General features: G+C 69.8%; 23 protein-coding genes and 1 pseudogene. 14 read left to right on the forward strand and 10 right to left on the reverse strand.

Features of this window, described 5'->3' with window-relative positions; translation table 11 throughout:
* Nucleotides 1-3 precede the first annotated feature (3 nt).
* The 9 genes from AMYNI_RS0120120 to AMYNI_RS0120160 all read left to right on the forward strand — a co-directional run bounded on the left by AMYNI_RS0120120 (nt 4) and on the right by AMYNI_RS0120160 (nt 9,808).
* Complete coding sequence (locus AMYNI_RS0120120) at nt 4-861, forward strand: MlaE family ABC transporter permease (RefSeq protein ID WP_020669843.1); 858 nt, start codon at nt 4-6, stop codon at nt 859-861.
* The gene (locus tag AMYNI_RS0120125) at nt 858-2,138 is read left to right on the forward strand and encodes an MCE family protein (RefSeq protein WP_020669844.1); all 1,281 of its coding nucleotides are present in this window, start codon (nt 858-860) and stop codon (nt 2,136-2,138) included. Before AMYNI_RS0120120 ends, AMYNI_RS0120125 begins: the two co-directional genes overlap by 4 nt.
* On the forward strand, nt 2,135-3,169 hold the full coding sequence (locus tag AMYNI_RS0120130) for an MCE family protein (RefSeq protein ID WP_020669845.1): 1,035 nt from the start codon (nt 2,135-2,137) through the stop codon (nt 3,167-3,169). Before AMYNI_RS0120125 ends, AMYNI_RS0120130 begins: the two co-directional genes overlap by 4 nt.
* On the forward strand, nt 3,166-4,182 hold the full coding sequence (locus AMYNI_RS0120135; RefSeq protein ID WP_020669846.1) for an MCE family protein: 1,017 nt from the start codon (nt 3,166-3,168) through the stop codon (nt 4,180-4,182). Before AMYNI_RS0120130 ends, AMYNI_RS0120135 begins: the two co-directional genes overlap by 4 nt.
* Complete coding sequence (locus AMYNI_RS0120140; RefSeq protein ID WP_020669847.1) at nt 4,179-5,372, forward strand: MCE family protein; 1,194 nt, start codon at nt 4,179-4,181, stop codon at nt 5,370-5,372. Before AMYNI_RS0120135 ends, AMYNI_RS0120140 begins: the two co-directional genes overlap by 4 nt.
* On the forward strand, nt 5,372-6,511 hold the full coding sequence (locus AMYNI_RS0120145; RefSeq protein ID WP_020669848.1) for an MCE family protein: 1,140 nt from the start codon (nt 5,372-5,374) through the stop codon (nt 6,509-6,511). The genes AMYNI_RS0120140 and AMYNI_RS0120145 overlap by 1 nt, the downstream gene beginning before the upstream one ends.
* Nucleotides 6,511-7,746: an MlaD family protein gene (locus AMYNI_RS0120150; RefSeq protein ID WP_020669849.1), complete on the forward strand. Its 1,236-nt coding sequence runs from the start codon at nt 6,511-6,513 to the stop codon at nt 7,744-7,746. Before AMYNI_RS0120145 ends, AMYNI_RS0120150 begins: the two co-directional genes overlap by 1 nt.
* A 116-nt stretch (nt 7,747-7,862) precedes the next feature.
* Nucleotides 7,863-8,387, forward strand: a complete 525-nt coding sequence (locus AMYNI_RS47310; RefSeq protein ID WP_020669850.1) for a hypothetical protein — start codon at nt 7,863-7,865, stop codon at nt 8,385-8,387.
* A 254-nt stretch (nt 8,388-8,641) separates the two neighbouring features.
* Nucleotides 8,642-9,808 (forward strand): Cmx/CmrA family chloramphenicol efflux MFS transporter, encoded by a 1,167-nt coding sequence (locus AMYNI_RS0120160; RefSeq protein WP_020669851.1) that lies wholly within the window; start codon nt 8,642-8,644, stop codon nt 9,806-9,808.
* A 3-nt stretch (nt 9,809-9,811) separates the two neighbouring features.
* Here the strand turns inward: AMYNI_RS0120160 and AMYNI_RS0120165 are convergent, their stop codons facing one another.
* The 5 genes from AMYNI_RS0120165 to AMYNI_RS0120185 form a co-directional block, all read right to left on the reverse strand.
* Nucleotides 9,812-10,393: a hypothetical protein gene (locus AMYNI_RS0120165; protein WP_020669852.1), complete on the reverse strand. Its 582-nt coding sequence runs from the start codon at nt 10,391-10,393 to the stop codon at nt 9,812-9,814.
* A gap of 25 nt (nt 10,394-10,418) precedes the next feature.
* Entirely contained in the window at nt 10,419-11,003 is a 585-nt protein-coding gene (locus tag AMYNI_RS47315; RefSeq protein ID WP_020669853.1) for a TetR/AcrR family transcriptional regulator, read from the reverse strand.
* Nucleotides 11,004-11,261: 258 nt separating this feature from the next.
* Complete coding sequence (locus tag AMYNI_RS0120175; RefSeq protein ID WP_020669854.1) at nt 11,262-11,681, reverse strand: ATP-binding protein; 420 nt, start codon at nt 11,679-11,681, stop codon at nt 11,262-11,264.
* A gap of 68 nt (nt 11,682-11,749) precedes the next feature.
* Nucleotides 11,750-12,514: a SigB/SigF/SigG family RNA polymerase sigma factor gene (locus tag AMYNI_RS0120180; RefSeq protein ID WP_020669855.1), complete on the reverse strand. Its 765-nt coding sequence runs from the start codon at nt 12,512-12,514 to the stop codon at nt 11,750-11,752.
* Nucleotides 12,511-12,939 carry an ATP-binding protein gene (locus tag AMYNI_RS0120185; RefSeq protein ID WP_020669856.1) on the reverse strand — a complete coding sequence of 143 codons (429 nt, stop codon included), beginning with the start codon at nt 12,937-12,939 and terminating at the stop codon, nt 12,511-12,513. The genes AMYNI_RS0120180 and AMYNI_RS0120185 overlap by 4 nt, the downstream gene beginning before the upstream one ends.
* 149 nt (nt 12,940-13,088) lie before the next feature.
* On the opposite strand from AMYNI_RS0120185, the gene AMYNI_RS0120190 reads away from it, so the two are divergent.
* The 4 genes from AMYNI_RS0120190 to AMYNI_RS0120205 all read left to right on the forward strand — a co-directional run bounded on the left by AMYNI_RS0120190 (nt 13,089) and on the right by AMYNI_RS0120205 (nt 15,306).
* Entirely contained in the window at nt 13,089-13,397 is a 309-nt protein-coding gene (locus AMYNI_RS0120190; RefSeq protein ID WP_020669857.1) for a WhiB family transcriptional regulator, read from the forward strand.
* 120 nt (nt 13,398-13,517) lie between these two features.
* Nucleotides 13,518-13,853 carry an STAS domain-containing protein gene (locus AMYNI_RS0120195; RefSeq protein ID WP_040405834.1) on the forward strand — a complete coding sequence of 112 codons (336 nt, stop codon included), beginning with the start codon at nt 13,518-13,520 and terminating at the stop codon, nt 13,851-13,853.
* A gap of 53 nt (nt 13,854-13,906) precedes the next feature.
* Nucleotides 13,907-14,857 carry a helix-turn-helix transcriptional regulator gene (locus AMYNI_RS0120200; protein WP_020669859.1) on the forward strand — a complete coding sequence of 317 codons (951 nt, stop codon included), beginning with the start codon at nt 13,907-13,909 and terminating at the stop codon, nt 14,855-14,857.
* 11 nt (nt 14,858-14,868) lie between these two features.
* Nucleotides 14,869-15,306, forward strand: coding sequence for a pyridoxamine 5'-phosphate oxidase family protein (locus tag AMYNI_RS0120205; RefSeq protein ID WP_040405835.1), 438 nt, complete (start codon nt 14,869-14,871; stop codon nt 15,304-15,306).
* Nucleotides 15,307-15,359: 53 nt separating this feature from the next.
* On the opposite strand, the gene AMYNI_RS0120210 is transcribed toward AMYNI_RS0120205, so the two are convergent.
* From AMYNI_RS0120210 to AMYNI_RS0120230, 5 genes are read right to left on the reverse strand one after another with little or no spacing between them, the layout of a single operon-like run.
* Entirely contained in the window at nt 15,360-16,040 is a 681-nt protein-coding gene (locus AMYNI_RS0120210; protein WP_020669861.1) for an SDR family NAD(P)-dependent oxidoreductase, read from the reverse strand.
* Entirely contained in the window at nt 16,037-17,344 is a 1,308-nt protein-coding gene (locus AMYNI_RS0120215; RefSeq protein WP_026360687.1) for an MFS transporter, read from the reverse strand. Before AMYNI_RS0120215 ends, AMYNI_RS0120210 begins: the two co-directional genes overlap by 4 nt.
* 50 nt (nt 17,345-17,394) lie before the next feature.
* Nucleotides 17,395-19,062, reverse strand: coding sequence for a dihydroxy-acid dehydratase (ilvD, locus tag AMYNI_RS0120220; RefSeq protein ID WP_020669863.1), 1,668 nt, complete (start codon nt 19,060-19,062; stop codon nt 17,395-17,397).
* 3 nt (nt 19,063-19,065) lie between these two features.
* Nucleotides 19,066-19,869, reverse strand: a complete 804-nt coding sequence (locus AMYNI_RS47320; protein WP_020669864.1) for a GntR family transcriptional regulator — start codon at nt 19,867-19,869, stop codon at nt 19,066-19,068.
* The gene (locus AMYNI_RS0120230) at nt 19,866-21,143 is read right to left on the reverse strand and encodes an NAD(P)H-dependent oxidoreductase (protein WP_020669865.1); all 1,278 of its coding nucleotides are present in this window, start codon (nt 21,141-21,143) and stop codon (nt 19,866-19,868) included. Before AMYNI_RS0120230 ends, AMYNI_RS47320 begins: the two co-directional genes overlap by 4 nt.
* Before the next feature lie 261 nt (nt 21,144-21,404).
* Between AMYNI_RS0120230 and AMYNI_RS0120235 the strand changes: the two are divergent.
* Nucleotides 21,405-22,366: pseudogene (locus AMYNI_RS0120235) on the forward strand (HNH endonuclease signature motif containing protein).
* Nucleotides 22,367-22,631 lie beyond the last annotated feature (265 nt).

Here is a 22,631-nt window from a genome sequence, read left to right on the forward strand (position 1 = left end):
GCGATGGCCACCAAGACGCCCGACCCGCCGATCGTGACGCGGGCGAAGCGACTCACCGCGCGGCCGAGTACCGCGCTGGCCGGGTTCGGTCACCAGTTCGCGTTCTATGTCAAGGTGCTGGCCTGGGTTCCGCGCACGCTGCGCCGCTACCTGCGCGAGGTGCTGCGGCTGCTGGCCGAGGTGTCCTTCGGCACCGGCGCGCTGGCCGTCATCGGCGGCACGCTCGGCGTGATGATCGGGATGACCCTGTTCACCGGCACCATCGTCGGCCTGCAGGGCTACTCGGCGCTGAACCAGCTCGGCACCGGCGCGCTGACCGGGTTCTTCACCGCGTACTTCAACACCCGCGAGGTCGCGCCGCTGGCCGCCGGACTGGCGCTGTCCGCGACCGTCGGCTGCGGGTTCACCGCGCAGCTCGGTGCCATGCGGATCTCCGAGGAGGTGGACGCGCTCGAGGTGATGGGCGTGCCGAGCCTGCCGTACCTGGTCACGTCCAGGGTGCTGGCCGGGCTCGCCGCCGTGGTGCCGCTGTACGTGGTGGGGCTGTTCACGTCCTACCTGGCGTCCCGGCAGATCACGGTGTGGCTCTACGGGCAGTCGGCGGGCACCTACGACCACTACTTCAACCTTTTCCTGCCACCGGAGGACGTGCTGTGGTCCTTCGGCAAGGTGCTGGTGTTCAGCCTGGTGGTGATCATGTCCCACTGCTACTACGGCTACACCGCCAGCGGCGGCCCGGCCGGGGTCGGGGTGGCGGTCGGCCGCGCGGTGCGCACCTCGATCGTGGCGCTGACCATGCTGGACTTCTTCCTCAGCTTGGCGATCTGGGGCGCGGACACGACGGTGAGGATCGCCGGATGAGCCGCTACCACCTGCTCGGCGTGGCCTTCCTCGGTGTGCTGGCCGCCTTCTTCGCGTTGACGATCGCCTTCTACGACAAGGCTTTCACGTCGAGCGTGCCGGTCAGCGTGCAGACCGACCGGATCGGCAACCAGCTTCGGGTCGGCGCGGACGTGAAGGTGCGCGACGTGCTGGTCGGCCGGGTGGCCGGGATTTCCTCGGACGGCGAGCGCGCCACGCTTTCGGTGGAGCTGAGGCCGGAGAGCGCCGGGTCGATCCCGGCGAACGTGTCCGCCAGGTTCCTGCCCAAGACCCTTTTCGGGGAACGGTTCGTGTCGCTGGAGGTCCCCGAGCAGCCCTCCGCCGAGACGCTGGCCGCGGGCGCGGTGATCGGCCAGGACCGCAGCCGGAACGCGGTGGAGACCGAGCAGGTGCTCAACGACCTGATGCCGGTGCTCGAGGCGGTGCAGCCGGAGAAGCTGGCCGCCACGCTGAACGCGGTGTCCACCGCGCTGGAGGGACGGGGCAGGTCGCTCGGCGAGACCGTCGGGCTGCTCGACGACTACCTGCGCGAGCTGATGCCGTCGCTGCCCGACCTGACCGCCGTGATCGAGTCCGCCGCGCCGGTCGCGCAGACCTACGATCACGCGGGCCCCGACCTGCTCGCCGCGCTGGGCGACCTGACCGGCACCAGCCGGACGGTGGTGGCACAGCGGGAGAATCTCCGCTCGCTGTACAGCTCGGTGAGCACCACCTCGGCCGAGCTGACGAGTTTTCTCGCCGCCAACAAGGAGAACCTGATCCAGCTGGTGTCCAGCGGCCGCCCGACGGCCGAGCTGCTGGCCCGCTATTCGCCCGAGTATCCCTGTCTGCTGCGGCAGATCGCGGACACCCTGCCGACCGCGGAGGCGGTCACCGGCAAGGGCACCGACCATCCGGGGATCGTCGCGTTCACCGCGGAGATCACCGCCGCCCGCGGCCAGTACCTGCCGGGCCTGGACACGCCGCGGTACGAGGACCGCCGCGGCCCGCGGTGCTACGAACTCCCCGCCCCCGGGACGAAATCGCCGCCCTATCCGGCCGACGGCCCGTTCAAGGACGGCTCGGCCAAACCCGCGGTGAAGCCTTCCGGAGGGGGCGGCGGGGGTGGTGCGTCGCTGGCGAACTCCCCGGCCGAGAAGGACTTGATCGCGACCCTGCTGGCGCCGCAGCTCGGCGTTATGCCGGCCGATGTGCCGGGCTGGAGCAGTCTGCTGGTCGGCCCGCTCTACCGCGGGGCGGAGGTGACCCTGAAATGAAGTCGCTGACCGGGCCGGTGCTGAAACTGGTCGTGTTCGCCGTGGTGACGGTGTTCCTCACGGCCGTGCTCGGCCTGACCATCGGCGGGGTGAACTTCAAGCCCACCAAGAGCTATCTGGCGCAGTTCAGCGACGTGCTCGGGCTCAACGCGGGCGACGACGTCCGGATGTCCGGGGTGAAGGTGGGCAAGGTCGAGTCGGTCGACCCGGCCGGCCCGGAGTACGCCGAGGTGCGCTTCCAGCTGGACCGCGGCCGGGCGCTGGCCGCGGACGCGACCGCCGCGCTGAAGTTCCGCAACCTGATCGGCCAGCGTTACGTCGCACTGGAGTCGGACGTCCCGGCGCCGGGCGGGGAGCTGCCGCCAGGTGGCACGATCCCGTTGGCCCGCACCAAACCCGCGGTGAACCTGACCGCGCTGCTGAACGGGTTCAAGCCGCTGTTCCAGACGCTGCGCCCGGCCGACCTGAACCAGCTCGCCGGTGAGCTGATCCAGGTGCTGCAGGGCGAGGGCGGCACCATCGACAGCGTGCTCGTGCACACCGCTTCGCTCACTTCGACGCTGGCCGACCGGGACGCGGTGATCGGGCAGGTGATCGGCAACCTGAACACCGTGCTGGACACGGTGAACTCGCGCGGTGCCGAGTTGTCCGGGCTGATCACCCAGACCCAGCGGCTGGTCAGCGGCCTGGCCGCGCAGCGAAAGCCGATCGGGGACGCGATCAGCGGCCTCGGCGAACTCGCGGTTAGCACCGAAGGACTGCTCGAACAGGGCCGCACCCCGCTCAAGGAGAGCATCGACGGGCTCGCGTCGGTGAGCCAGCACCTGAACGGCAACGCGGATCTGGTTGAAAGCTTCCTGCGAAACTTCCCGGAGAAGGCGCGCAAGCTCACCCGGGTCGCCAGCTACGGCAGCTGGCTCAACTTCTACCTGTGCGGGGTCACCGGCTCGGTCGGCATCAACGCGCTGAACGTGGAGCTGCCGATCCTGCCGATCCCGGGAACTCCGAGTGCACCGAGGTGTCAACCGTGAAGCCGTTTCGCGAGCGGAACCTGACCGTGCTGGGCGTGCTGGCCACGACCGTGGTGGCGCTGGCCGTGCTGGCCACGCTGAACTTCGAGCGGCTGCCGCTGCTCGGCGGCACCACCTACGCGGCCGAGTTCACCGAAGCCGCCGGGCTGGACGACGCGGCCGAGGTGCGGGTGACCGGGGTCAAGGTCGGTGAAGTGTCCGATGTGGAGCTGGAGGGCGATCACATCCGGGTCGAGTTCACCGCGCGGGACACCGCGATCGGCGACCGGACCGTGGTGTCGATCGAGATCAAGACACTGCTCGGGCAGAAGTACCTTTCGCTGAGCCCGGCCGGGGACACCCCGCAGAACCCCGACCGGCCCATCCCGCGGGACCGCACGCGCACCCCGTACGACCTCGGCACGCTGGTCGACCAGCTCGGCTCGACCGTGCAGCAGGTGGACAGCGGGCAGTTGGCAGGCAGTTTCCGGGTGCTCGCGGAGACCTTCGCCGGCAGCCCGCAGCACGTGCGCGACGCGCTGGACGGGCTGTCCGCGATGTCGCGGACGATTTCCTCCCGCGACGACGAGTTGGCCAAGCTGCTGCGCAACACCAGCCAGGTGGCCGGCACGGTGGCCGACCGGGACGCCGAGTTCCGCACCCTGCTCACCGACGGCCAGGCGCTGCTCGGCGAGGTGCAGCGCCGGAAGGACGCCATCTCGCGGCTGCTCACCGCCACCACCGGCCTTGCCGGTCAGCTGCGCGGGCTGGTCGCGGACAACCAGCAGCGGCTCACCCCCGCGCTCACCGAGCTTGGCAAGGTGACCGACCTGCTGCAACGCAACCAGGACAACCTCACCGCGACCATCAAGGGGTTCGCCCCGCTGGTGCGCACCGGGGCGAACACCTTCGGCAACGGGCGCTGGGCGGAGGTCTACATGTGCGGGCTGCTGCCGCCGAACGTCAACCTGGGGCCGCTCTCGGTGAACCCGCAGGGCTGCCTGCCGCCGAACGCCGACGGGGGTCCCAAATGAGCCGGCCCTACCGAATCGTGGCGGTCGTCTGCGTCGCGCTGCTGCTGGTGGCGACCGGGCTGTGGTGGTTCACCCGCGTCCAAGGGGGCACCAGGATCACCGCCTACTTCGCCAATTCGGTTGGCGTCTACGCCGGGTCGGATGTGCGGGTGCTCGGGATGAAGGTGGGCACCATCGACGCCGTGGTACCCCAGGGCCCGCAGGTACGGGTGGACCTGACCGTGCAGGACGGGGTGGACATCCCGGCCGCGGCCGGTGCGGTGGTGGTCGCGCCGACCCTGGTCAGCGACCGGTACGTGCAGCTCACCCCGGTCTACACCGGCGGTCCGGTGCTGGCTTCGGGCACCGTGCTGCCGAGGGAGCGCACCGCCACCCCGGTGGAGCTGGACGATCTGGCGCGCAACCTCGACCAGCTGGCGACCGCGCTGGGGCCGGACGGGGCGAACGCGAACGGCGCGCTGTCCGACGCGCTGGACGTCGGGGCGCAGAACCTGGCCGGCAACGGCCAGCGGCTCGGCGACACGATCGCGCGACTCGGCGAGGCGGCGGCCACCCTGGAGGGCTCGAAGGGTGACCTCTTTTCCACCGTGGACGGGCTTTCCCGGTTCACCAGGACGCTCGCGGACAGCGACGCGCAACTGCGGGGACTGTCCGGCCAGCTGACCGACGTCACCGGTTTCCTCGCCGACGAGCGGGAGAACCTCGGTGCCGCGATGGGCTCGATCGCGGTCGCACTGACCGAGGTGCACGACTTCATCGCGCAGAACCGCGACGGCATCCAGTCCAATGTAGACAAGCTGACCGGGATCACCCAGGCGCTGGTGGACCAGCGCGGCGCGCTGGCCGAGGTGATGGACGTGGCTCCGATGGTGGCCGCGAACGCGATCAACGCCTACGACCCGGCGTCGGGCACCCAGCAGGTGCGGGCCAACCTCAACGAGCTGTCCAGCCCGCCGGTGCTGATGGTCTGCCAGCTGCTGCGGCAGACCGCGCCGGCGCAGGTGCCCGCCGTGCTCTCGGACGCCTGCGCACGGGTTTCGTCCATTTTGGACGGAACGCTGAAGCTGCCTTCGGTGGCGGACACCCTCACCTCGATCCAGCAGGGCAAGCTGCCGCCGTTGCCGCTGCCGCTGGTGAACACCCCCGGCGGCAGCACGATCGTCGGACCGCCCCAGGCCGGTGGCAACTGATGCGCCGGGCCTTCCTGCTGGTGCTGGTGCTGCTGGCCGGCGGGTGCGGCGGGATGTACGACGTGCCGCTACCCGGCGGGGCGGATCTCGGGCCGCGGCCGTACTCGGTCAAGGTGCTGTTCACCGGCGTCTCGGACCTGGTGCCGCAGGCCAGCGTGAAGGTCAACGACGTCGGGGTCGGCCGGGTGGACGACATCGCGCTGGCCGCGGACAACCACACCGCCGAAGTGACCGTGACGCTGAACGCCTCGGTGGTGCTGCCCGCCAACGCCACCGGGCGGCTGCGCCAGTCCAGCCTGCTCGGGGAGAAGTTCGTCGATCTGTCCCCGCCGGCCGGGGAGCCGCCGCAGGGCCGGCTCGCGGCCGGGGCGGTGATCGGGCTGGACCGGACGGCGCGCAACACCGAGATCGAACAGGTGCTCGGCGCGTTGTCGCTGCTGGTCAACGGGGGCGGTATCGAGCAGGCGCAGTCGATCGCCACCGAGCTGAACGCGGCGCTGTCCGGCAACGAGGGCCGGATCCGCTCGGTACTGTCCAATGTGAACACACTGGCGCGCACCCTGGACGGGCAGAAAGCGAGTATCACCGCCGCGCTGGACGGGGTGGCCAGGCTGTCCGGCACGCTGGCCGGGCAGCGGGACACGATCGCCGGCGCGCTGGACGATCTGGCGCCGGGACTGCGGGTGCTCACCGAGCAGCGCGACCAGCTGGTCGGCATGCTGCAAGCGGTGGACGAGCTTTCCGGGGTCGCGGTGGACACCGTGCACCGCAGCAGGGACGACCTGGTGGCCGACCTGCGTGCGCTGGCGCCGACGCTGGGCAAGCTCGCCGAAGCCGGGGACGCGCTGCCGAAGTCGCTGCAGCTGCTGTTCACCTACCCGCTGCCGGACTCGATCGTGGACGCGGTCAAGGGCGACTATGTGAACGGGCAGATCAAGGCGGACCTGAAACTGGACGAACTGCTGGGCAACCTCGGTTCTTCGCCGCATCCGGTGCTACCGCTGCCCGGCACCACGCCGACACCGAACCCGCCAGCGCAGCTCCCCGGCTCGGCACCGCCGTTGCCGCTGCCGCCTGCGGCGCCCGCGCAGGGCTCGCTGGTGGGCGACCTGCTCGGCGGGCTGCTGGGAGGCCTGTGATGCTGCTGCGTCGCGTGCGGTTCCAGATCGGGCTGTTCTTCCTGATCGCGGTGCTTGGCGTCGGTTATGCGGGCTGGCGTTATGCCGGCCTGGACCGACTGTTCGGCCATCGCGGCTATCTGGTCACCGTCGAGCTCGCCCGCGGCGGCGGGGTGTTCCCCGGCGCGGACGTCACCTATCGCGGGGTGAGCGTCGGCCGGGTCGCCGAGCTGCGGCTGACCGGTGCCGGGGTGGAGGCGCAGCTGGACATCGACCCCGACGCGCCGAAAGTGCCTGTGTCCGCGAAGGCGGTGGTGGCCAACCGGTCGGCGATCGGGGAGCAGTACCTGGACCTGCGCCCGGAGGTGGACGGCGGACCCTATCTCGACGCCGGTTCGCGAATCGCGCAGGACGCCTCGGCGCTGCCGCCACGTCCGGAGCAGTTGCTGGCCAACGCGGACGCGTTGCTGACCAGCCTGCCGCTCGACTCGCTGCGCACGGTGGTGGACGAGCTGGACAAGGCGCTGTCCGGGTCGGGGCCGCATCTCCAGCGGATCCTGGACAGCACGAACTCGTTCCTGCCCACCGCGATGGAACACCTGCCGCAGACCAAATCCCTGCTCTCCGACGGGCGCACCGTGCTGGCCACCCAGCAGGACCTGGCCGAGCCGGTGACCACCTTCGCCGAAGACCTGCGCTCGCTGGCCGGGCAGCTGAAGGCGTCCGACCCGGATATCCGGAAGCTGATCAACGTGGGGCCACCGCTGGCCGCGCAGGCCGGGGAGATACTGGCCCAGTCCGGGCCGGATCTTTCGGTGCTGTTCGCCAATCTGCTCACCACGTCGAACCTGATGCTGAGCCGGATCGACGGGCTGGAGCAGGGCCTCATCCTCTACCCGTACCTGCCGGTGATCGGCAGGTCGGTCTTCCCCGGGGACGGGACGGCGCATCTCGGGCTGGTGCTGAACCTCGGGAACCCGCCAGGTTGCACGAAGGGTTACGAAGGCACTCAGCAACGGGCCGGTTCGGATCTTTCCGAGGTGGCGGCGAATACGCAGGCTTACTGCGCGGAGCCGCCGGGGAGTCTGACCGGTGTGCGGGGGGCGCAGAACGCGCCTTATGGCGGGGTGGTGCGGGAGGTTCCTGCTCCTGCGGTTGCTCCTTCCGTTGCCGCCGAGCCGGGGCTGCCCGGGGTTCTCGGTGGCGGAAACCCTTTGGTCACCGGCATTCGTGGTTTGCTCGGCCTGGACGGATAACCGCTCCCCCTGGAGGGGTAGTGGACTCGCCCTGCAGAGGGAGGTGACGGGCGGATTCGGCGCGCATGCTGGCGGTAGCGGGCACGAGGCCCGCGACGTCAGAGGGGGAGATTTCGATGGTCAAGAAGGTGCTCGGAGCAATGGTGCCCGTGCTGGCTTCGGTGTTCGTCGCGGGTGGTGCCGTGCAGGCTCAGGCGGCGGAAGGGGACAGGTCTTACGCGAGTGTGACCGGAACGGCCCGCCTGGACTACGTGACAGCGGCGGACGACGTCCGGCTCACTTTGGACGCGCATGCGGTATTCGACTCGCCGTCGTCGGTTCCGACGCACGCGTGGGGTACGGCCAGGATTTCCCACTATTTCTCCGAGCCGGACGTCACCGTGTGGGCAGAGGCCACTGTGGACTGCGTGACGGCGGGCGGGCGGTCCGCGACGGTGACCGCAGTCGTCGACGACACCGCACCGGAAATCGCGGACTGGCGCGGAAAGCGGATCGGGGTGAGCATCTACAGCGGAAGTACCGGCGAGCGGGCCATGGTCGGCTCCTCCGGCCCGATGCCGGTCGCTGAACTGCCGAAGTGCATGGCCCCGGCCCCGGAGCTGCCGCTGCGCTGGGGCGGCTACCAGGTTTCACGAAGGTGAGCCCAGTGCGGGCAAATGCTTGGACAGCGGGCCGCGGGCGTTGCTAGCCTGCGGCCATGTTCAGTCCCGAGGCGTGGAGACTGTAGCCACCGGCGAGGTGGCTACCCCTGTCGTCGTGTCCGCCGTGGCTTGAAGCCACGGCGTTCTGACGCGACCGCACGCCGCCTCATGCCGTGATCCGGATTGTTTTCGTCCCTTCCCGTGCGTGCCCTGGTGCCGCCGGAAATCGATCCTTGTGGTTGCGGAGTTTTGTCATGCCTTTTGCTGTTTATCTGCTCGGACTGGCCGTCTTCACCCAGGGCACCTCCGAGTTCATGCTGTCCGGCCTGGTGCCGGACATCGCCCGAGACCTGCACGTGTCCATTCCGGCCGCGGGGCTGCTGACCTCGGCCTTCGCGGTGGGGATGGTGGTCGGGGCGCCGTTGATGGCGATCCTGAGCCTGCGCTGGCCGCGGCGCCGTTCGCTGACACTTTTCCTGGTCGTCTTCGTGCTCGTGCACGTCGTCGGCGCGATCACCACCAGCTACGCGGTACTGCTCGGCACGCGGGTCGTCGGTGCGCTGGCCAACGCCGGGTTCTGGGCCACCGCGTTGGCCACCGCGACCAGCATGGTCGCACCGAATGCCAAGGGGCGGGCCACTTCCATCGTGGTCGGCGGGGTCACCGTGGCCTGCGTCGCCGGTGTTCCCGCGGGGGCGCTGCTCGGTCAGTACTGGGGCTGGCGCTCGGCGTTCTGGGCGGTGGCTTTGTTGTCACTGCCCGCCATCGTGGCGATCCTGCGGTCGATTCCGGCCGGCGACGCCGGCGCGGGCACGAGTGCGCGCGGGGAACTCCGGGCGCTGCGCAGTTCGCGGCTACTGGTGACCTTGCTGCTCGGTGCGCTGGTGAACGGTGCGACGTTCTGCACCTTCACCTACCTCGCGCCGCTGCTCACCGGGGTTACCGGGCTCGGTGAGGGGTGGATGCCCGCGATGCTGGCGCTTTTCGGCCTCGGCTCGTTCGCCGGGGTCACGGCCGGCGGCCGGATCGCCGACGTGCGGCCCGTTCCACTGCTCGGGTTCGGCATGGTGGCCCTGCTCGCCGGCTGGGCCCTCTTCGCGATGACGGCGGCGAACCCGGTCGTGGCGATCCCGCTCGTTTTCGTCCAGGGCACGCTTTCCTTCGCGGTCGGGTCGACCTTGATCTCGCGGGTGTTCTACGTCGCGACCGACGCGCCGACCCTGGCCGGCGGGCTGGCTACGGCCGCGTTCAATGTGGGCGGCGCGGCCGGCCCGTGGTTCGGCGGAATCGCCATCGGGGCGGGCTTCGGTTTTCGCTCGCCGCTGTGGGTCAGCGCGCTGCTGCTCTGTCTCGCGCTCGCCACCGCCGGGGTGGCGCTGGGGATCCGGCGCGGCAGGGCGAACCGGATCCCGGTGGCGTGAAGGTCAGAGTTTCCACAGCCGCAGGCCGCGGACCCGGTACACCGGCCACAGCAGGTGCCACGGCTTGCGGCGCAGGAAACGGTCCGAGCAGGTCAGCACCGTGCGCGCGGAGATGGTGGCCACGTCCACCCGGTCCGGCCACTGCTCGCCCGCTTTGCCCAGTGCCAGCCGGAAAACGGTGAGCTGGCCACGGCCCTGCAGGTCGTACCTTGCCCCGGTGTCCCCGGACGCCGGGGCCAGACCCGCGATCGCGTCGCGGAAGGCGTGCACCGGGTCATGGCCGTCCGGGAAACGCCCGGCGACCGCGGTGCGTTCGAGCGGCACGTCGCGCACGGTGTCCAGGGTCGCCTTTCCGTAGATCCGCCTGGCGTAGCGGCCGAGCAGGATCCGCTCCCAGCCGGGCAGCCGCCTGGCGTGCTCGAACAACTCGGCGCATTCGCCGTGCCCGAGCACGAAGATGTCGGCGATCTCGTCGTACGCGCTGCCGGGGGCCGCGCCGTTGAGGAACAGCCGGACCTCGTACCTGGTGCGCGCGGTCAGCTCGTCCAGCCGTTCGCGCCGCTCAAGCTTGTTCTGCCACCGCATGTCTCTCCCAACTGCCGGGGACAGGCTATTTGGCGGTGAGCAGCTTTGCGAGGGTATTGGTGAATCTTTGCCCGTCCACTTCGGCCGGTGCGGATCCGAAGTACTCCACGGAGAGGAAGTAGCCGACCATCGCGGACATCATCACGGTGGCCGCGGCGGCCGGATCCTCCCCGACCGCGTCTGCCGGCGCGCGGAAGAGCAGGTCGGCCATGCCGAGTTCCACCCCGCGTTCGACCATCAGCGTGCGCACCCGCTCGGCAACCCCCGGTGCCCGCTGCCGCTCCCACATCAGGATCGCGATCAGCGGCTGAAGCTCGCGCAGGAAGTCCAGATCCGCCAGCAACTGGGCGGCCAGCGCCTCGGCGGGCGGACGCTGGGTGCCGGCCTGCGACACCTGCACCGCGGGGTTCTTCTTCACCCGCGTCAGTTCCCGCTCCACCACGGCGGCGAGCAGTTCGGTCCGGTCCTTGAAGTGCCGGTAGAAACTGCCGCTGCCGGGGGACAGCCCGGCCGCGGACTCGATCGCCGTCACCGGGGTCGAAGCGACCCCGCGCTCGGCGAACAGGCGAACTGCGACTTCGACGATCCGCTCCCGCGTGCCCTTCGCCATGGAGCTACAGCCTACTCTTGCTTCGGCAAGAACCTTCTTGCAAAATAGGTCGGTTCACGAATGGTTCGTGACGGTTCGGTGCGGCGGTGGGGGTCGCATCGGCCCGGTTCCGAACGGGCCAGGAGAACGAAATGCCGACGGCCTCCAGGCCGCCGGCATTTCTCTCTCTCGCGAAGTTTGGTGGCCTGTCCACGCGCAGGCCGGCGATGGACTACCCGGGCCGCCACCGCTCGAAACCTGATGTGATGCGGGTCACGGTCAGTCGTGGGCCTTCCTGGTGAACTCGGCCCAGACGTACTTGCCGCCTTCGTATTCCGCGTAGCCCCAGCCGGTGGCCAGCGCGTCCACCAGGCGCAGGCCGCGGCTGCGGGCCGAGCCCGGCGCGCTGAGCCGGATCGCCGGCAGCCCCGGACCGCGGTCGTAGACCCGCACGAGCAGGGCATCCCGGTCGATCGCCAGCTCCAGATGGTCGACGCCGGCGCTGTGCTCGACCGCGTTGGTGACCAGCTCCGAGGTCACCAGCAGCAGGTCGTCCACCAGCTCGTCGGACATGCCGAAGACACGAAGGGCGTCACCGACGGCGCGGCGCGCGGTGGCGGCGGCCGACGGATGGGTGTCGAGGGGGACCGTGAGCCCGGTCTGCCCGGCATCCGCGGCGCGCAGCCCCTGAGGACTCATGCCCTGTCCACCTCCTGCGGTGTCGGTGACCACTCCCTCAACTACCCGGTGACGGGCAAGTTGAACCGTCAGGGTTCACCGGGAATTTCGCCTATCTCGGTACGAAGCTTCTTCAAGGTCGCCGACAGCAGCCGCGAGACCTGCATCTGGGAGACCCCGACGCGGCGCGCGATGTCGGCCTGGCTCAGTCCGAGGCCGAACCGGAGCAGCACGATCTTGCGTTCCCGCTCCGGCAGCTTCTCCACCACCGGCCGGAGCAATTCGCGCAGTTCGGCCTGGTCCAGGTTCTCGTCCGCGCTGCCGAACGGCTGGTGCGGCGCGTCCTCCAGCATGCTGTCCAGCGAGGCGCCGTAGCGGCCCTGGCCGGCGACCAGTCCCTCGTGCACCTCTTCGCGGCTGATGTCGAGGTGCTTCGCTATCTCGCTCGGCCGCGGCGCCCTGGCCAGTGACACGGTCAGCTCTTCACGGGCCGACGCGATCATCGCGTGCAGTTCCTTCAGCCGTCGCGGCACCCGGACCGACCAGCTGGTGTCCCGGAAGTGCCGGCGCAGCTCCCCGGTGATGGTCGGCACCGCGAAGGCGGTGAAGTCGCTGCCGTACTCCGGGTCGAACCGGTCGACGGCGTGCAGCAGGCCGACCGTGGCCACCTGGACCAGGTCCTCCATCGACTCGTCGGAGTTGCGGAACTTGCGGGCCAGGTTGCGCACCAGATCCAGATGCAGCCGCACCAGCTGTTCCCGCAGCCGCTCGAACTCCGAGCCCCGCTCGTCCAGCCCGTGCAGCTCCCGAAAAAGAGCCGTCACATCCGGCTCTTCGCCCGATCCCGCGGTCACCGGCCGGTCGTCTCGCTTTCGCGGACCAGGTCCACCTGGGAGACGTAGCCCTGGTCGGTCGGGGTCACCGAACGCCGCACGGTGGTGGCCAGCGCGGTCAGCAACTGCCAGCCGAGCGCGTCGTCCCGGACCAGGCCGGGACCGTCCGACAGCACCGAGACCCGCACCGCCAGGCTGCCGGCGGACGCGGTGAACGCGCAGTTCAGCCAGCCGTCGGAAGCGGCCGGCACGAGCAGGTTGCACGCTTCGTCCACGGCCATCCGGACATCCTCCACCGCGTCCAGGTCGAAGTCCTGGCGCATGGCGAGGTCGGCGGCGATGGTGCGCAGCGTCGGCACCGAGTCCGGCATCGCCGAGGTGCGCACCTCGAAGACTCGTGCGTCGGCCGCATCACCTGCGTGGTTGTCGGAGGGGTCATTCGGCACTCGTTGGTCCTCCATCCGTCCAGCTGGCGCGGGGTCCACGGGCTAATGCCCCACTTGGGGGAAATCTAAACGAAGGAGGGTTTCGATGTGCGGACTTCCGGGTAGCAGAACGCTGTCGAGGTTAGTTTGCGAGGAAGGCGGGGACCGACATGGCTGATCTGAGCAGGCTGCCGGTGGTGGTCTCAGAGGAATGGGAATGGCAGCTCCAAGGGTCGTGTCGCGGGGTGGACAGCAGCCTGTTCTTCCACACCGACAACGAGCGCGGACTGGCACGGGAGCGGCGCGAAGCGCGCGCCAAGGCGATCTGTCACGGCTGCCCGGTACTGCGCCAGTGCCGCGAGCACGCCCTCGCCGTGCAAGAGCCGTACGGCATCTGGGGTGGCCTCGGCGAAATGGAACGTCGTGACCTGTTCCTCCAGGAGCGCAGGAAGGCCAGGACCCTGCAAACGGCGGAGTGACTTGGGCTCGATGGTGATCCGCTCGCCCCGGCGCGCTGGGCTAGGCTCAGCCCGAACCCGTTGCGCTTGAGCCCACAGGCGTGTACCGGTTGTCATCGGTAGACCCTGAGGAGAGAGTGGATGGCCGCTGCTGCTGAGTCGAACGCCCCAACGCCAGGCTTCACCGTCACCGTTGCCGACGGTGCACGAGTGGTGGTGACCGGCGAGCTGGACCTGCTCACCGGCCCCCAGCTGCAGGAGGCGCTGACCAAACTGCTCGACGAGCGGCGCTCGTCGCGGATCATCGCGGACCTCACCGGAGTCACGTTCTTCGACTCCTCTGCCCTGAACGTTTTGCTCCAGGCCCAGCGTCAGGCGGCGGAGCTGCAGGTCGCCCTGTCCGTGGTGCCGAGCCGCCAGGTCCGCCGCGTGATCGAACTGACCGGAGTCGCCGAACACCTCGAACTCACCCCCTGAATCTTCCGGCGTAGCGGTCAAAGGCTGTCCTAAAGCGGTGGCAGACTGGCGAAATGCTGGAGACCTCGGCTCGACTGCTCCGCCTGCTGTCCCTGTTGCAGTCACGGCGTGAGTGGACCGGCAAGGACCTCACCGACCAGCTCGGGGTGAGCGACCGGACCGTCCGCCGCGACGTCGACCGCCTCCGCGAGCTCGGCTACCCGGTGCACGCCACCACCGGCACCTTCGGCGGCTACCGGCTCGGTGCGGGCGCCGCGCTGCCGCCGTTGCTGCTCGACGACGAAGAAGCGGTCGCGGTCACCGTCGCGCTGCGCACCGCGGGTGGCTCGGTGACCGGCCTCGAAGAGACCTCGGTCCGCGCGCTGACGAAGCTGGAGCAGGTGCTGCCGTCGCGGTTGCGGCACCGGGTGACCACTTTGCAGGCGTACACCGTGAAGGTGCCGTCCGCGCCTGGCCCGACCTTGTCCGCCGACGTGCTCTCCGCACTCGCCAACGTGTGCAGCGACTCCGAACGGCTGCGCTTCGATTACCGCGACCACCACGGCGAGGCCTCGCTGCGGGTGGTGGAGCCGCACCGGTTGGTCAACTGGGGCCGGCGCTGGTACCTGGTGGCCTGGGACGTCGACCGGGCGGACTGGCGCATCTTTCGCGCGGACCGGATCGAGCCGAAGATCCCGACCGGCCCGAAGTTCACCCCGCGCGAGCCGCCCGGCGGTGATCTCGCGGCCTACGTCTCCGGCCGGGTGTCCTCGGCGGCCTGGCGGTACCGGGCCACCGTGCGGGTGCACGCGCCGGCGGAGCAGATCGTCGCGCGGATCACCCCCGCGGTCGGTGTGGTGGAGGTGATCGACGAGCGGACCTGCCAGCTGGACACCGGCGCCGACTCGATCGAGACCATGGCCGTCTACCTCGGAATGCTCGGCGTGGACTTCGACGTTACCCAACCGACGGAACTCGTCGAGTACATCAAGACGCTGGCCGCGCGGTACGCCCGCGCCACCTGAGGGAGCACTGGATGTCTTTGGTAATGACCGCCGAGAAGCGCGAAGCCTTTCTCGCCGAGGTACATATCGGCGTGCTGGCGGTGGAGCGGGAGGGACGGGCCCCGCTCGCGGTGCCCATCTGGTACGACTACACCCCCGGTGGCGAGGTGCTGCTCTGGATCGAACGAGACACGGTGAAGGACAAGCTGATCGCGAAGGCGGGCCGGTTCAGCATCGTCGCGCAGGTGGAGACCCTGCCGTACAAGTACGTCACCGCGGAGGGCCCGGTGGTGGCCGCCGACGGGCCGCCGACCGAGGAGCAGGCGCTGAAGATCGCCGGGCGCTACCTGAGCCCGTCGCAGGCCGCGAACTACGTGCGGGGCGCGCTCGGCGAACGTTCGCTGCTCATCCGGATGCGCCCGGAGAAGTGGCTCAGCAACGACCAGACCGGCGCCCTCGACGACCTCTGACGTCGTGAGTGGAAAACGTTGCCCCGGCAACACTTTTCACTCACGACCTCTGATCAGGCGAAATAAGCGCCGCCGTTGGAGTTGAGCGTCTCCCCGGTGATGTTGCGCCCGCCGGGGCCGAGCAGGAACAGCACGGCCTCGGCGATCTCCTCGGCCGGGGCCACCCGGCCGAGGAGGGTCGACTCCGCGAACCGCGGGTCGTCGGCCAGCAGCGGCGTGGCCACCGGGCCCGGCGCGACGCTGTTCACCCTGATGCCGAACGGCGCCAGCTCGCGGGCGGCCGCCCTCGTCAGCCCGAGCACGGCCGCTTTGCTTGCCGCGTAAGGGGTTCCGCCGAGCAGGCCGCCACCGCGGTGCGCCGCGACCGAGGACACCGTGACCATCGCGCCGTCCCCGGCCGCCCGCATCGCCGGCACGCACGCCTGCATCGCGTACGCCGTGCCGAATACGTTCAGCTCGAAAAGTCCGCGCAGCCCGCTCGGGCCGGTGTCCAGCAACCCGGCGGGCGGCGCGATCCCGGCGCAGGTGGCCAGCCCGCTGACCGGGCCGATCGAGTGCACCACGCTGTGCACCCGATCGGCGTCTGTGACATCGACCGGGATAGCCAGGTCGACTTCTCCGTCCACAGCGGACACATCCAGGTCCAGCACGGCGACCCTGATCCCGCGCGCGACGGCCAGCCGCGCGGTGGCCAGCCCGATCCCGGAGCCGCCCCCGGTCACCACCAGGGTCACCGATGCAGCCCCGCGTCCGTGGTGAGGTCCACTGTGTACGTTTCGCGCAGGAAGTACACGCACAGCCCGCAGATCACCGCGATCCCGGCCAGGTACAGCGACACCGGCACCGACGAGCCGGTGGACGCGATCAGCTGGGTGGCCAGCAGCGGCGTGATGCCGCCGCCGACGATGCTGCTCGCGTTGTAGGCCACCGAGGCGCCGGTGTAGCGGTAGCGGGTGGCGAACAGCTCCGGCAGGAACGCGCCCATCGGCCCGAACAGCGCGGCGAAGGCGATCAGCCCGACCGAGAGCGACACCCCGATCAGCAGCGGGTTGCCGGTGTGGATCAACGCGAACAACGGGAACGCCCACACCGCCGCGAGCACCGACGCGGCGATGCACACCCGGCGCCTGCCGACCCGGTCCGAGTACACCGCGAGCAGCGGAGTCGCGATGCCCATCACGGTCGCCGCCACCATCGCGCAGATCAGCAGCATGTTCCGGCTCAGCTTGAGCTCGGTGGTGCCGTAGGACAGCGAGAACGTGGTGATCGTGTAGAACAGCGTGTGCGCCAGGATGAACGCACCGGTGGCCAGCAGCAGCGTCTTGGGCTGCCGCTTGACCACTTCGACGATCGGCGCCTTCGCCTTTTCCTGTTCCCGCATGGCCTTCTCGAAGACCGGTGTCTCCGCGATCTTCATCCGGATGTAGTAGCCGACCACCACCAGCACCGCGCTGGCCAGGAACGGCACCCGCCAGCCCCAGCCCTCGAAGTCCGCGTCGGACAGGGTGCCGGACAGCAGCAGGAAGGAGCCGCTGGCGATGACGAACCCGATCGCCGGGCCGATCTGCGGGAAGCTCGACCACAGCCCGCGCCTGCCCTTCGGCGCGTACTCGGTGGCCAGCAGTACCGCGCCGCCCCACTCGCCGCCGAGGCCGAAGCCCTGCAGGAAACGGCAGATCACCAGCAGGATCGGGGCGCCGATGCCGATCGCGCCGTAGGTCGGCAGCAGTCCGATCGCGACGGTTCCGGTGCCCATCACCAGCAACGAGGTGATCAGCATGGTCTTGCGGCCGATCCGGTCGCCGAAGTGGCCGAACACCACCGCACCGACCGGCCTCGCCACGAAGCCGACGCCGAAGGTGGCGAACGCGGCCAGCGTGCCGGCCAGTGGCGAGACGGTGGGGAAGAACAGCTTCCCGAACACCAGTGCGGCGGCCGTGCCGTAGATGTAGAAGTCGTAGAACTCGATTGCGGTGCCGATGAAGCTGGCCACCGCGATCCGTCCCGCCCGCACTTGCGGCGCTGCCGTCTCTGTCATGCCCTTCCCTCTCCCCGCCTCATCACCGGCAAATAGCCGGCTTTTTGCCCTCAGGAACAGACGGCGCCCTGTGCGGCGGACCCGACCAGCCGCGCGTACTTGCCGAGCACTCCGGTGCGGCGGGGCGGTGGCGGTTCTTGCCAGCCCTCCCGGCGCCGGGCCAGTTCGGCGTCGTCCACCAGCAGGTCCAGGGTGCGCGCGTCCATGTCGAGCACGATCGGGTCACCGTCTTGGACGAACGCGATCGGGCCGCCGTGCGCGGCCTCCGGGGCCACGTGCCCGATGCAGAGTCCGGTGGTGCCGCCGGAGAACCGGCCGTCGGTGAGCAGCAGCACCTCCTTGCCGAGCCCGGCGCCCTTGATCGCGCCGGTGACCGCGAGCATTTCGCGCATCCCCGGACCACCGCGCGGGCCTTCGTTGCGGATCACCACCACGTCCCCGGTCTTCAGCTCGCCGAGCGCGTCCATTGCCGCCTTCTCGCCGTCGAAAACCCTTGCCGTGCCTTCGAAACGCGGTGAGTCGATACCGGCGCTCTTGACCACCGCGCCCTCCGGCGCGAGGCTGCCGTGCAGGATGGTCAGCCCGCCGGTGGGGTGGATCGGGTTGCTCAGCTTGCGCACCACGTCCCCGTCCAGCTCCGGCGGGGACAGCTCGGCCAGGTTCTCCGCGACCGTCTTCCCGGTCACCGTGACGCAGTCGCCGTGCAGCAGCCCGGCCTCCAGCAGCGCGTGCATCACCACCGGCACCCCGCCGACCCGGTCCACCGCGGGCATCACGTGCCGGCCGAACGGCTTCACGTCGGCGAGATGCGGCACCCGGTCGCCGATCCTGGTGAAGTCGTCCAGGGTCAGCTCGACCTCGGCCTCGTGCGCGATGGCCAGCAGGTGCAGCACCGCGTTGGTGGAGCCGCCGAACGCCATCACCACCGCGATCGCGTTCTCGAACGCCTCGCGGGTCATGATGTCGCGGGCGGTGAGCCCGGCGGCGAGCAGGCCGACCACCGCCTCACCACCGGCCCTGGCGAACCCGTCGCGGCGGCGATCCACCGACGGCGGGCTGGCCGAACCGGGCAGCGACATGCCCATCGCCTCCGCTGCGCAGGCCATCGTGTTCGCGGTGTACATCCCGCCGCAGGCGCCTTCACCGGGGCAGATGGCCCGCTCGATCCGGTCCACCTCCTCGCGGCTGATCAGTCCGCGAGCGCAGGCGCCGACCGCCTCGAAGGCGTCGATCACGGTGACTTCGCGGCCGTCCACCGTGCCGGGCAGGATCGAACCGGCGTAGAGGAACACCGCGGCCACGTCCAGCCTGGCCGCCGCCATCAGCATGCCGGGCAGGCTCTTGTCGCAGCCGGCCAGCAGTATCGCGCCGTCCAGCCGTTCGGCCTGCATCACGGTCTCCACCGAGTCGGCGATCACCTCGCGCGACACCAGCGAGAAGTGCATGCCTTCGTGACCCATCGAGATCCCGTCGGACACCGAGATGGTGCCGAACTCCATCGGGAAGCCACCACCCGCGTGCACGCCCTGCTTGCTCGCTTCGGCGAGCCGTTGCAGCGAGAGGTTGCACGGGGTGATCTCGTTCCAGGAAGAGGCGATGCCGATCTGCGGTTTGGCGAAGTCGTCGTCGCCCATGCCCACCGCGCGCAGCATGCCCCTGGCCGCGGCCCGTTCCATCCCGTCGGTGACGTCCCGGCTGCGGGGTTTCAGATCTGCCATGGTCTAACCCTCCTGTGTCTGATGCGGAGGAGTGTTATGCACCCCGGCTGGCGCGTCTGTTGTAGATGTGCCGCCGGTATCGAACCGACGCGAGCCACCCTCCGGGCGGCCCCCGTCGGTTCGACGTGCATAACCCTCCTGTGCGAGCTTGCGTTCGCGGTCGATCATCAGGGCACGCAGCTGCGGTTGGAAGTGGGTGATGTGCTCGCGGATCGCGTCCTCGGCCCGCGCCGGATCGCCGGATTCCAGTTCCGCCACCAGTTTCCGGTGGTTTTCGTAGACCTGGCCGATGTTCTCGTATAGGCCGAGGTTCATCCGGAAGATGTGCAGCAACGGCTCGCTGATGCTCTCCCAAAGCCGCAGCAGCCGCCGACGGCCGCAGAGCCGGTAGAGCTGGCTGTGCAGCGCGAAGTCCTGCGCCATCACCTCCGGCCAGTCGTGGCGCTCGCAGGCCGCGCGCATCGCGTCGAGGATCGGGTGCAGCGACTCGAACCGCGGCGACTCGGCGTCCCGCACCAGGTAGCGCACGGCCAGCGGCTCGATGGCCAGCCGGATGGCCATGATCTCCTCGCCGTCCTCCAGCGTGAGCGAGGCGATCCGGGTGCCGCGGCGCGGCTCGGACACGACGAGCCCCTCGTCGGCCAGCCGGCGCAGCGCGTCGCGGACCGGGCCGCGGGAGACCGCCAGCGTGCTGGCCAGGTCGCGCTCCACCACCCGCTCGCCGTCGCGCAGCAGGCCGGTCAGGATCGCCTCGCGCAACCGTCGGGTGACCTCGTCGCTCAGCCCGGCGGACAGCACCTCGTTCATCCGGTGGTCTCCAGTTCCCGGCGCAGCCGCATCGCCGTGGACTCGCTCTCGAATCGCACGTCCGCCCAGCGCACCGGCTGTCCTTTTTGTACTTTGGAGGTGACTGTTGCGCCATGGGCCAGTCCGATCGGCAGCAGCCCGCCGGCCAGCGAACGGGCCGCCGGGAGCACGCTGCCGAAGACCGTGTAGCCGCCTTCGCCGTCCAGCTGGTCGCCTGGAGCGAGGTCGCGTTTGGCCACGGTGACCACGTCCGCGGTGAACCCGGCCGGCGCCCCGGTCGGCTCGCCGCGCAGCGCCGCGGCCAGCACGCTCACCCCGAGTTCGAGCCCGATCAGGTGATACGGCCGGTACATCGCGGTGAACCGTCCACTTCGGTCGGTCGCGAGGCCGTACTGGGCGAAGCAGTCCTGGACGTACCGAGAATGCGCTTCGAGCGTGACGTACACGCCCCAGCGCAGGTCACGGGGCACGTCGGTGCCGTCGCGGTGCAGGCTGGAGACCACTTCCACGACGCCGCTGCCGTCCAGCGCGCCGCCGTGCTCGGTCGGGACGCAGACCGACGCCAGGTCGTCCGCGCCGCAGGGCGGGAAGGTGAGCCCGTCGTCGGGTGCGGAAAGGCCGGTCGCGTTGGCCACCGCGGCCATTTCGATGGCCGATTTGGTGCCGTCCAGGAAGGAGTTGAACATACGCGGGTTGAGCCCGGATTCGGCCGCGTATTCCGCGGTGAAACCGTAGTGGCTCCATACCGTGTCGGGTGTCGAATAATGGTATTCCGGCAGGTACTTGGTGCCTTTTCCGGCGGCCACCACGTCGAAGCCGGTGGTACGGGCCCAGTCGACGAGTTCGCAGATCAGCGCGGGCTGATCGCCGTATGCCATCGAATAGACCACCCCGGCGCGACGGGCCCGTTCCGCCAGCAGCGGGCCGACCAGCACGTCCGCCTCCACGGTCACCATCACCACGTGCTGCCCGGCGTCGATCGCGGCCAGCGCGTGCTCGGTGCCGGCGAGCGGGCTGCCGGTGGCCTCGACGATCACCTCGATCCGGGCGTCGCCGAAGAGCTCGTGCGGGTCCTCGGTGACCTTCACCGGCGGATGCCCGGCCTGCGCCAGCGCCGCCGCGGCGCGGTCCGCGGACAGGTCCGCCACGGCCACGACCTCGAGTTTCTCCAGCCGGGAGGCCTGGCTGAGGAACATCGTGGCGAACTTCCCGCAGCCGATCACCGCACAGCGCACCGGCCGCTCCCGTGCGGCCAGCCCTTGCCACAGATTCATCGCACCTCGCTCCGTCCGCCGCACACCCTCACCCACGCCTTCCTCGATTGTCAATGGTTAACCAAGCGGGCGCGGCGGCCGGGCGACCGCGGCGCGTACGCGTCGTGAAGGGGGCGCGTACGCGGTGCGAAAGGTTGATTTCCTTTTGTTTGGCTCTTTTTGTCGGTGGGTTGGGATATTCTTGAGGGGTATTCGGGACTAGGGAGGTTTCCTGTGTTCTGCGTTGATTTCAGTGAGCTTTCGCCGAACTGGTTGTGTTCGATGGATGTGGCGGAGATTGAGGATCTGGATGCGTCGCAGGCGGTGGGGGTGGTGATTTCGGCGCGGCGGGCGATCTGTCGTGCGCAGGCGGTGCAGGCGCAGGCGATTGCGCGGGTGAGTCGTGTTCGTGGTGGTGCGCGAAGAACCCGAGTAACTGGCGCAAAACGGTCACGCGTGTTGTCGCGGCCCACGATCCGGAAGGCCAGCAGGCGCGGGCAGAGACCCGACGCAAGCAACGCCGCGTCGAGCTCCACCACGAGCCCGATGCGATGGCGTCGTTGTGGGCGTATCTCCCAGCCGAGATCGCGACCGCCGTCTACGCCCGGATCGATAGGTTGGCGCGGAAGCTCCGGGGTGGCGATGAGGTTCGTACCATGGACCAACTTCGGGCCGATGTGTTGGCGGAGTTGCTGCTCGGCAAAGGCTGGGAAGGCCTAGCCGCGCAGGTGTTCATCCACATCCCGCTCGACACCGCCCTCGGCATCCGCAACGACGGCTGCGAACTGGTCGGCCACGGTCCGATCCCCGGTGACCTCGGTCGTCAACTCATGAACCAGCCCAACTCGGTGTGGCGGAAAGTGTTGACCGATCCGGTGTCGGGCACTGTCCGGGATCTCGGCCGCACCCGCTACCGGCCACCCGCAGACCTCGCCGAGTTGGTGCGGGTCCGCGACCGCACCTGCCGAGCCCCGGGCTGCAACCGCCCCGCCCAACGCTGCGACACCGACCACTGCACCGCGTGGTCACAAAACGGGGGTACCTGCGGCCACAACCTGTGCTGCCTCTGCCGCCGCCACCACCGGTTGAAGGACGAACCCGGCTGGACCTTCGAGTTCGATCCCGCCACGGCCGATTTAGCGGTCACGACTCCGACCGGCCGCAGCTACTCGACCAGACCGGAGCCCCTCGTCGACCCGCAGCCGCCACCCCCGGAGATCACCGACGAACCACCCCCCTTCTAACTTTCCGGCCCGGGGTGGGTGGTCGCCTTGCAGGCGACGCGAGGCAAAATTTCGCTCCGGTACCCCGCACTGAAAAGATCGGCTCCACGCCCAAGCAGCCAATTCGCCGACCCGAGCGGCAAACTCGCCGACCGGAATGGCCAACTCGCCCAGGCTGAACGTTCGACTCGCCGAGGCCGAACGTGGGACTCGCCGACCCGGGCCGGCCGCACCGGCGAGTCCCACACCCGCGCCCGGCGAGTCCCACACCCGCGCCCGGCGAGTC

It is taken from the genome of Amycolatopsis nigrescens CSC17Ta-90, assembly GCF_000384315.1.
GTDB classification, from domain to species: domain Bacteria; phylum Actinomycetota; class Actinomycetes; order Mycobacteriales; family Pseudonocardiaceae; genus Amycolatopsis; species Amycolatopsis nigrescens.

Bases quoted from the DNA above. Each gene is read 5' to 3' on its own strand.
- AMYNI_RS0120120 (WP_020669843.1), top strand. From the start codon at position 4: ATGGCCACCAAGACGCCCGACCCGCCGATCGTGACGCGGGCGAAGCGA.
- AMYNI_RS0120125 (WP_020669844.1), top strand. From the start codon at position 858: ATGAGCCGCTACCACCTGCTCGGCGTGGCCTTCCTCGGTGTGCTGGCC.
- AMYNI_RS0120130 (WP_020669845.1), top strand. From the start codon at position 2,135: ATGAAGTCGCTGACCGGGCCGGTGCTGAAACTGGTCGTGTTCGCCGTG.
- AMYNI_RS0120140 (WP_020669847.1), top strand. From the start codon at position 4,179: ATGAGCCGGCCCTACCGAATCGTGGCGGTCGTCTGCGTCGCGCTGCTG.
- AMYNI_RS0120145 (WP_020669848.1), top strand. From the start codon at position 5,372: ATGCGCCGGGCCTTCCTGCTGGTGCTGGTGCTGCTGGCCGGCGGGTGC.
- AMYNI_RS0120150 (WP_020669849.1), top strand. From the start codon at position 6,511: ATGCTGCTGCGTCGCGTGCGGTTCCAGATCGGGCTGTTCTTCCTGATC.
- AMYNI_RS47310 (WP_020669850.1), top strand. From the start codon at position 7,863: ATGGTCAAGAAGGTGCTCGGAGCAATGGTGCCCGTGCTGGCTTCGGTG.
- AMYNI_RS0120160 (WP_020669851.1), top strand. From the start codon at position 8,642: ATGCCTTTTGCTGTTTATCTGCTCGGACTGGCCGTCTTCACCCAGGGC.
- AMYNI_RS0120165 (WP_020669852.1), bottom strand. From the start codon at position 10,393: ATGCGGTGGCAGAACAAGCTTGAGCGGCGCGAACGGCTGGACGAGCTG.
- AMYNI_RS47315 (WP_020669853.1), bottom strand. From the start codon at position 11,003: ATGGCGAAGGGCACGCGGGAGCGGATCGTCGAAGTCGCAGTTCGCCTG.
- AMYNI_RS0120175 (WP_020669854.1), bottom strand. From the start codon at position 11,681: ATGAGTCCTCAGGGGCTGCGCGCCGCGGATGCCGGGCAGACCGGGCTC.
- AMYNI_RS0120190 (WP_020669857.1), top strand. From the start codon at position 13,089: ATGGCTGATCTGAGCAGGCTGCCGGTGGTGGTCTCAGAGGAATGGGAA.
- AMYNI_RS0120195 (WP_040405834.1), top strand. From the start codon at position 13,518: ATGGCCGCTGCTGCTGAGTCGAACGCCCCAACGCCAGGCTTCACCGTC.
- AMYNI_RS0120200 (WP_020669859.1), top strand. From the start codon at position 13,907: ATGCTGGAGACCTCGGCTCGACTGCTCCGCCTGCTGTCCCTGTTGCAG.
- AMYNI_RS0120205 (WP_040405835.1), top strand. From the start codon at position 14,869: ATGTCTTTGGTAATGACCGCCGAGAAGCGCGAAGCCTTTCTCGCCGAG.
- AMYNI_RS0120215 (WP_026360687.1), bottom strand. From the start codon at position 17,344: ATGACAGAGACGGCAGCGCCGCAAGTGCGGGCGGGACGGATCGCGGTG.
- ilvD (WP_020669863.1), bottom strand. From the start codon at position 19,062: ATGGCAGATCTGAAACCCCGCAGCCGGGACGTCACCGACGGGATGGAA.
- AMYNI_RS47320 (WP_020669864.1), bottom strand. From the start codon at position 19,869: ATGAACGAGGTGCTGTCCGCCGGGCTGAGCGACGAGGTCACCCGACGG.
- AMYNI_RS0120230 (WP_020669865.1), bottom strand. From the start codon at position 21,143: ATGAATCTGTGGCAAGGGCTGGCCGCACGGGAGCGGCCGGTGCGCTGT.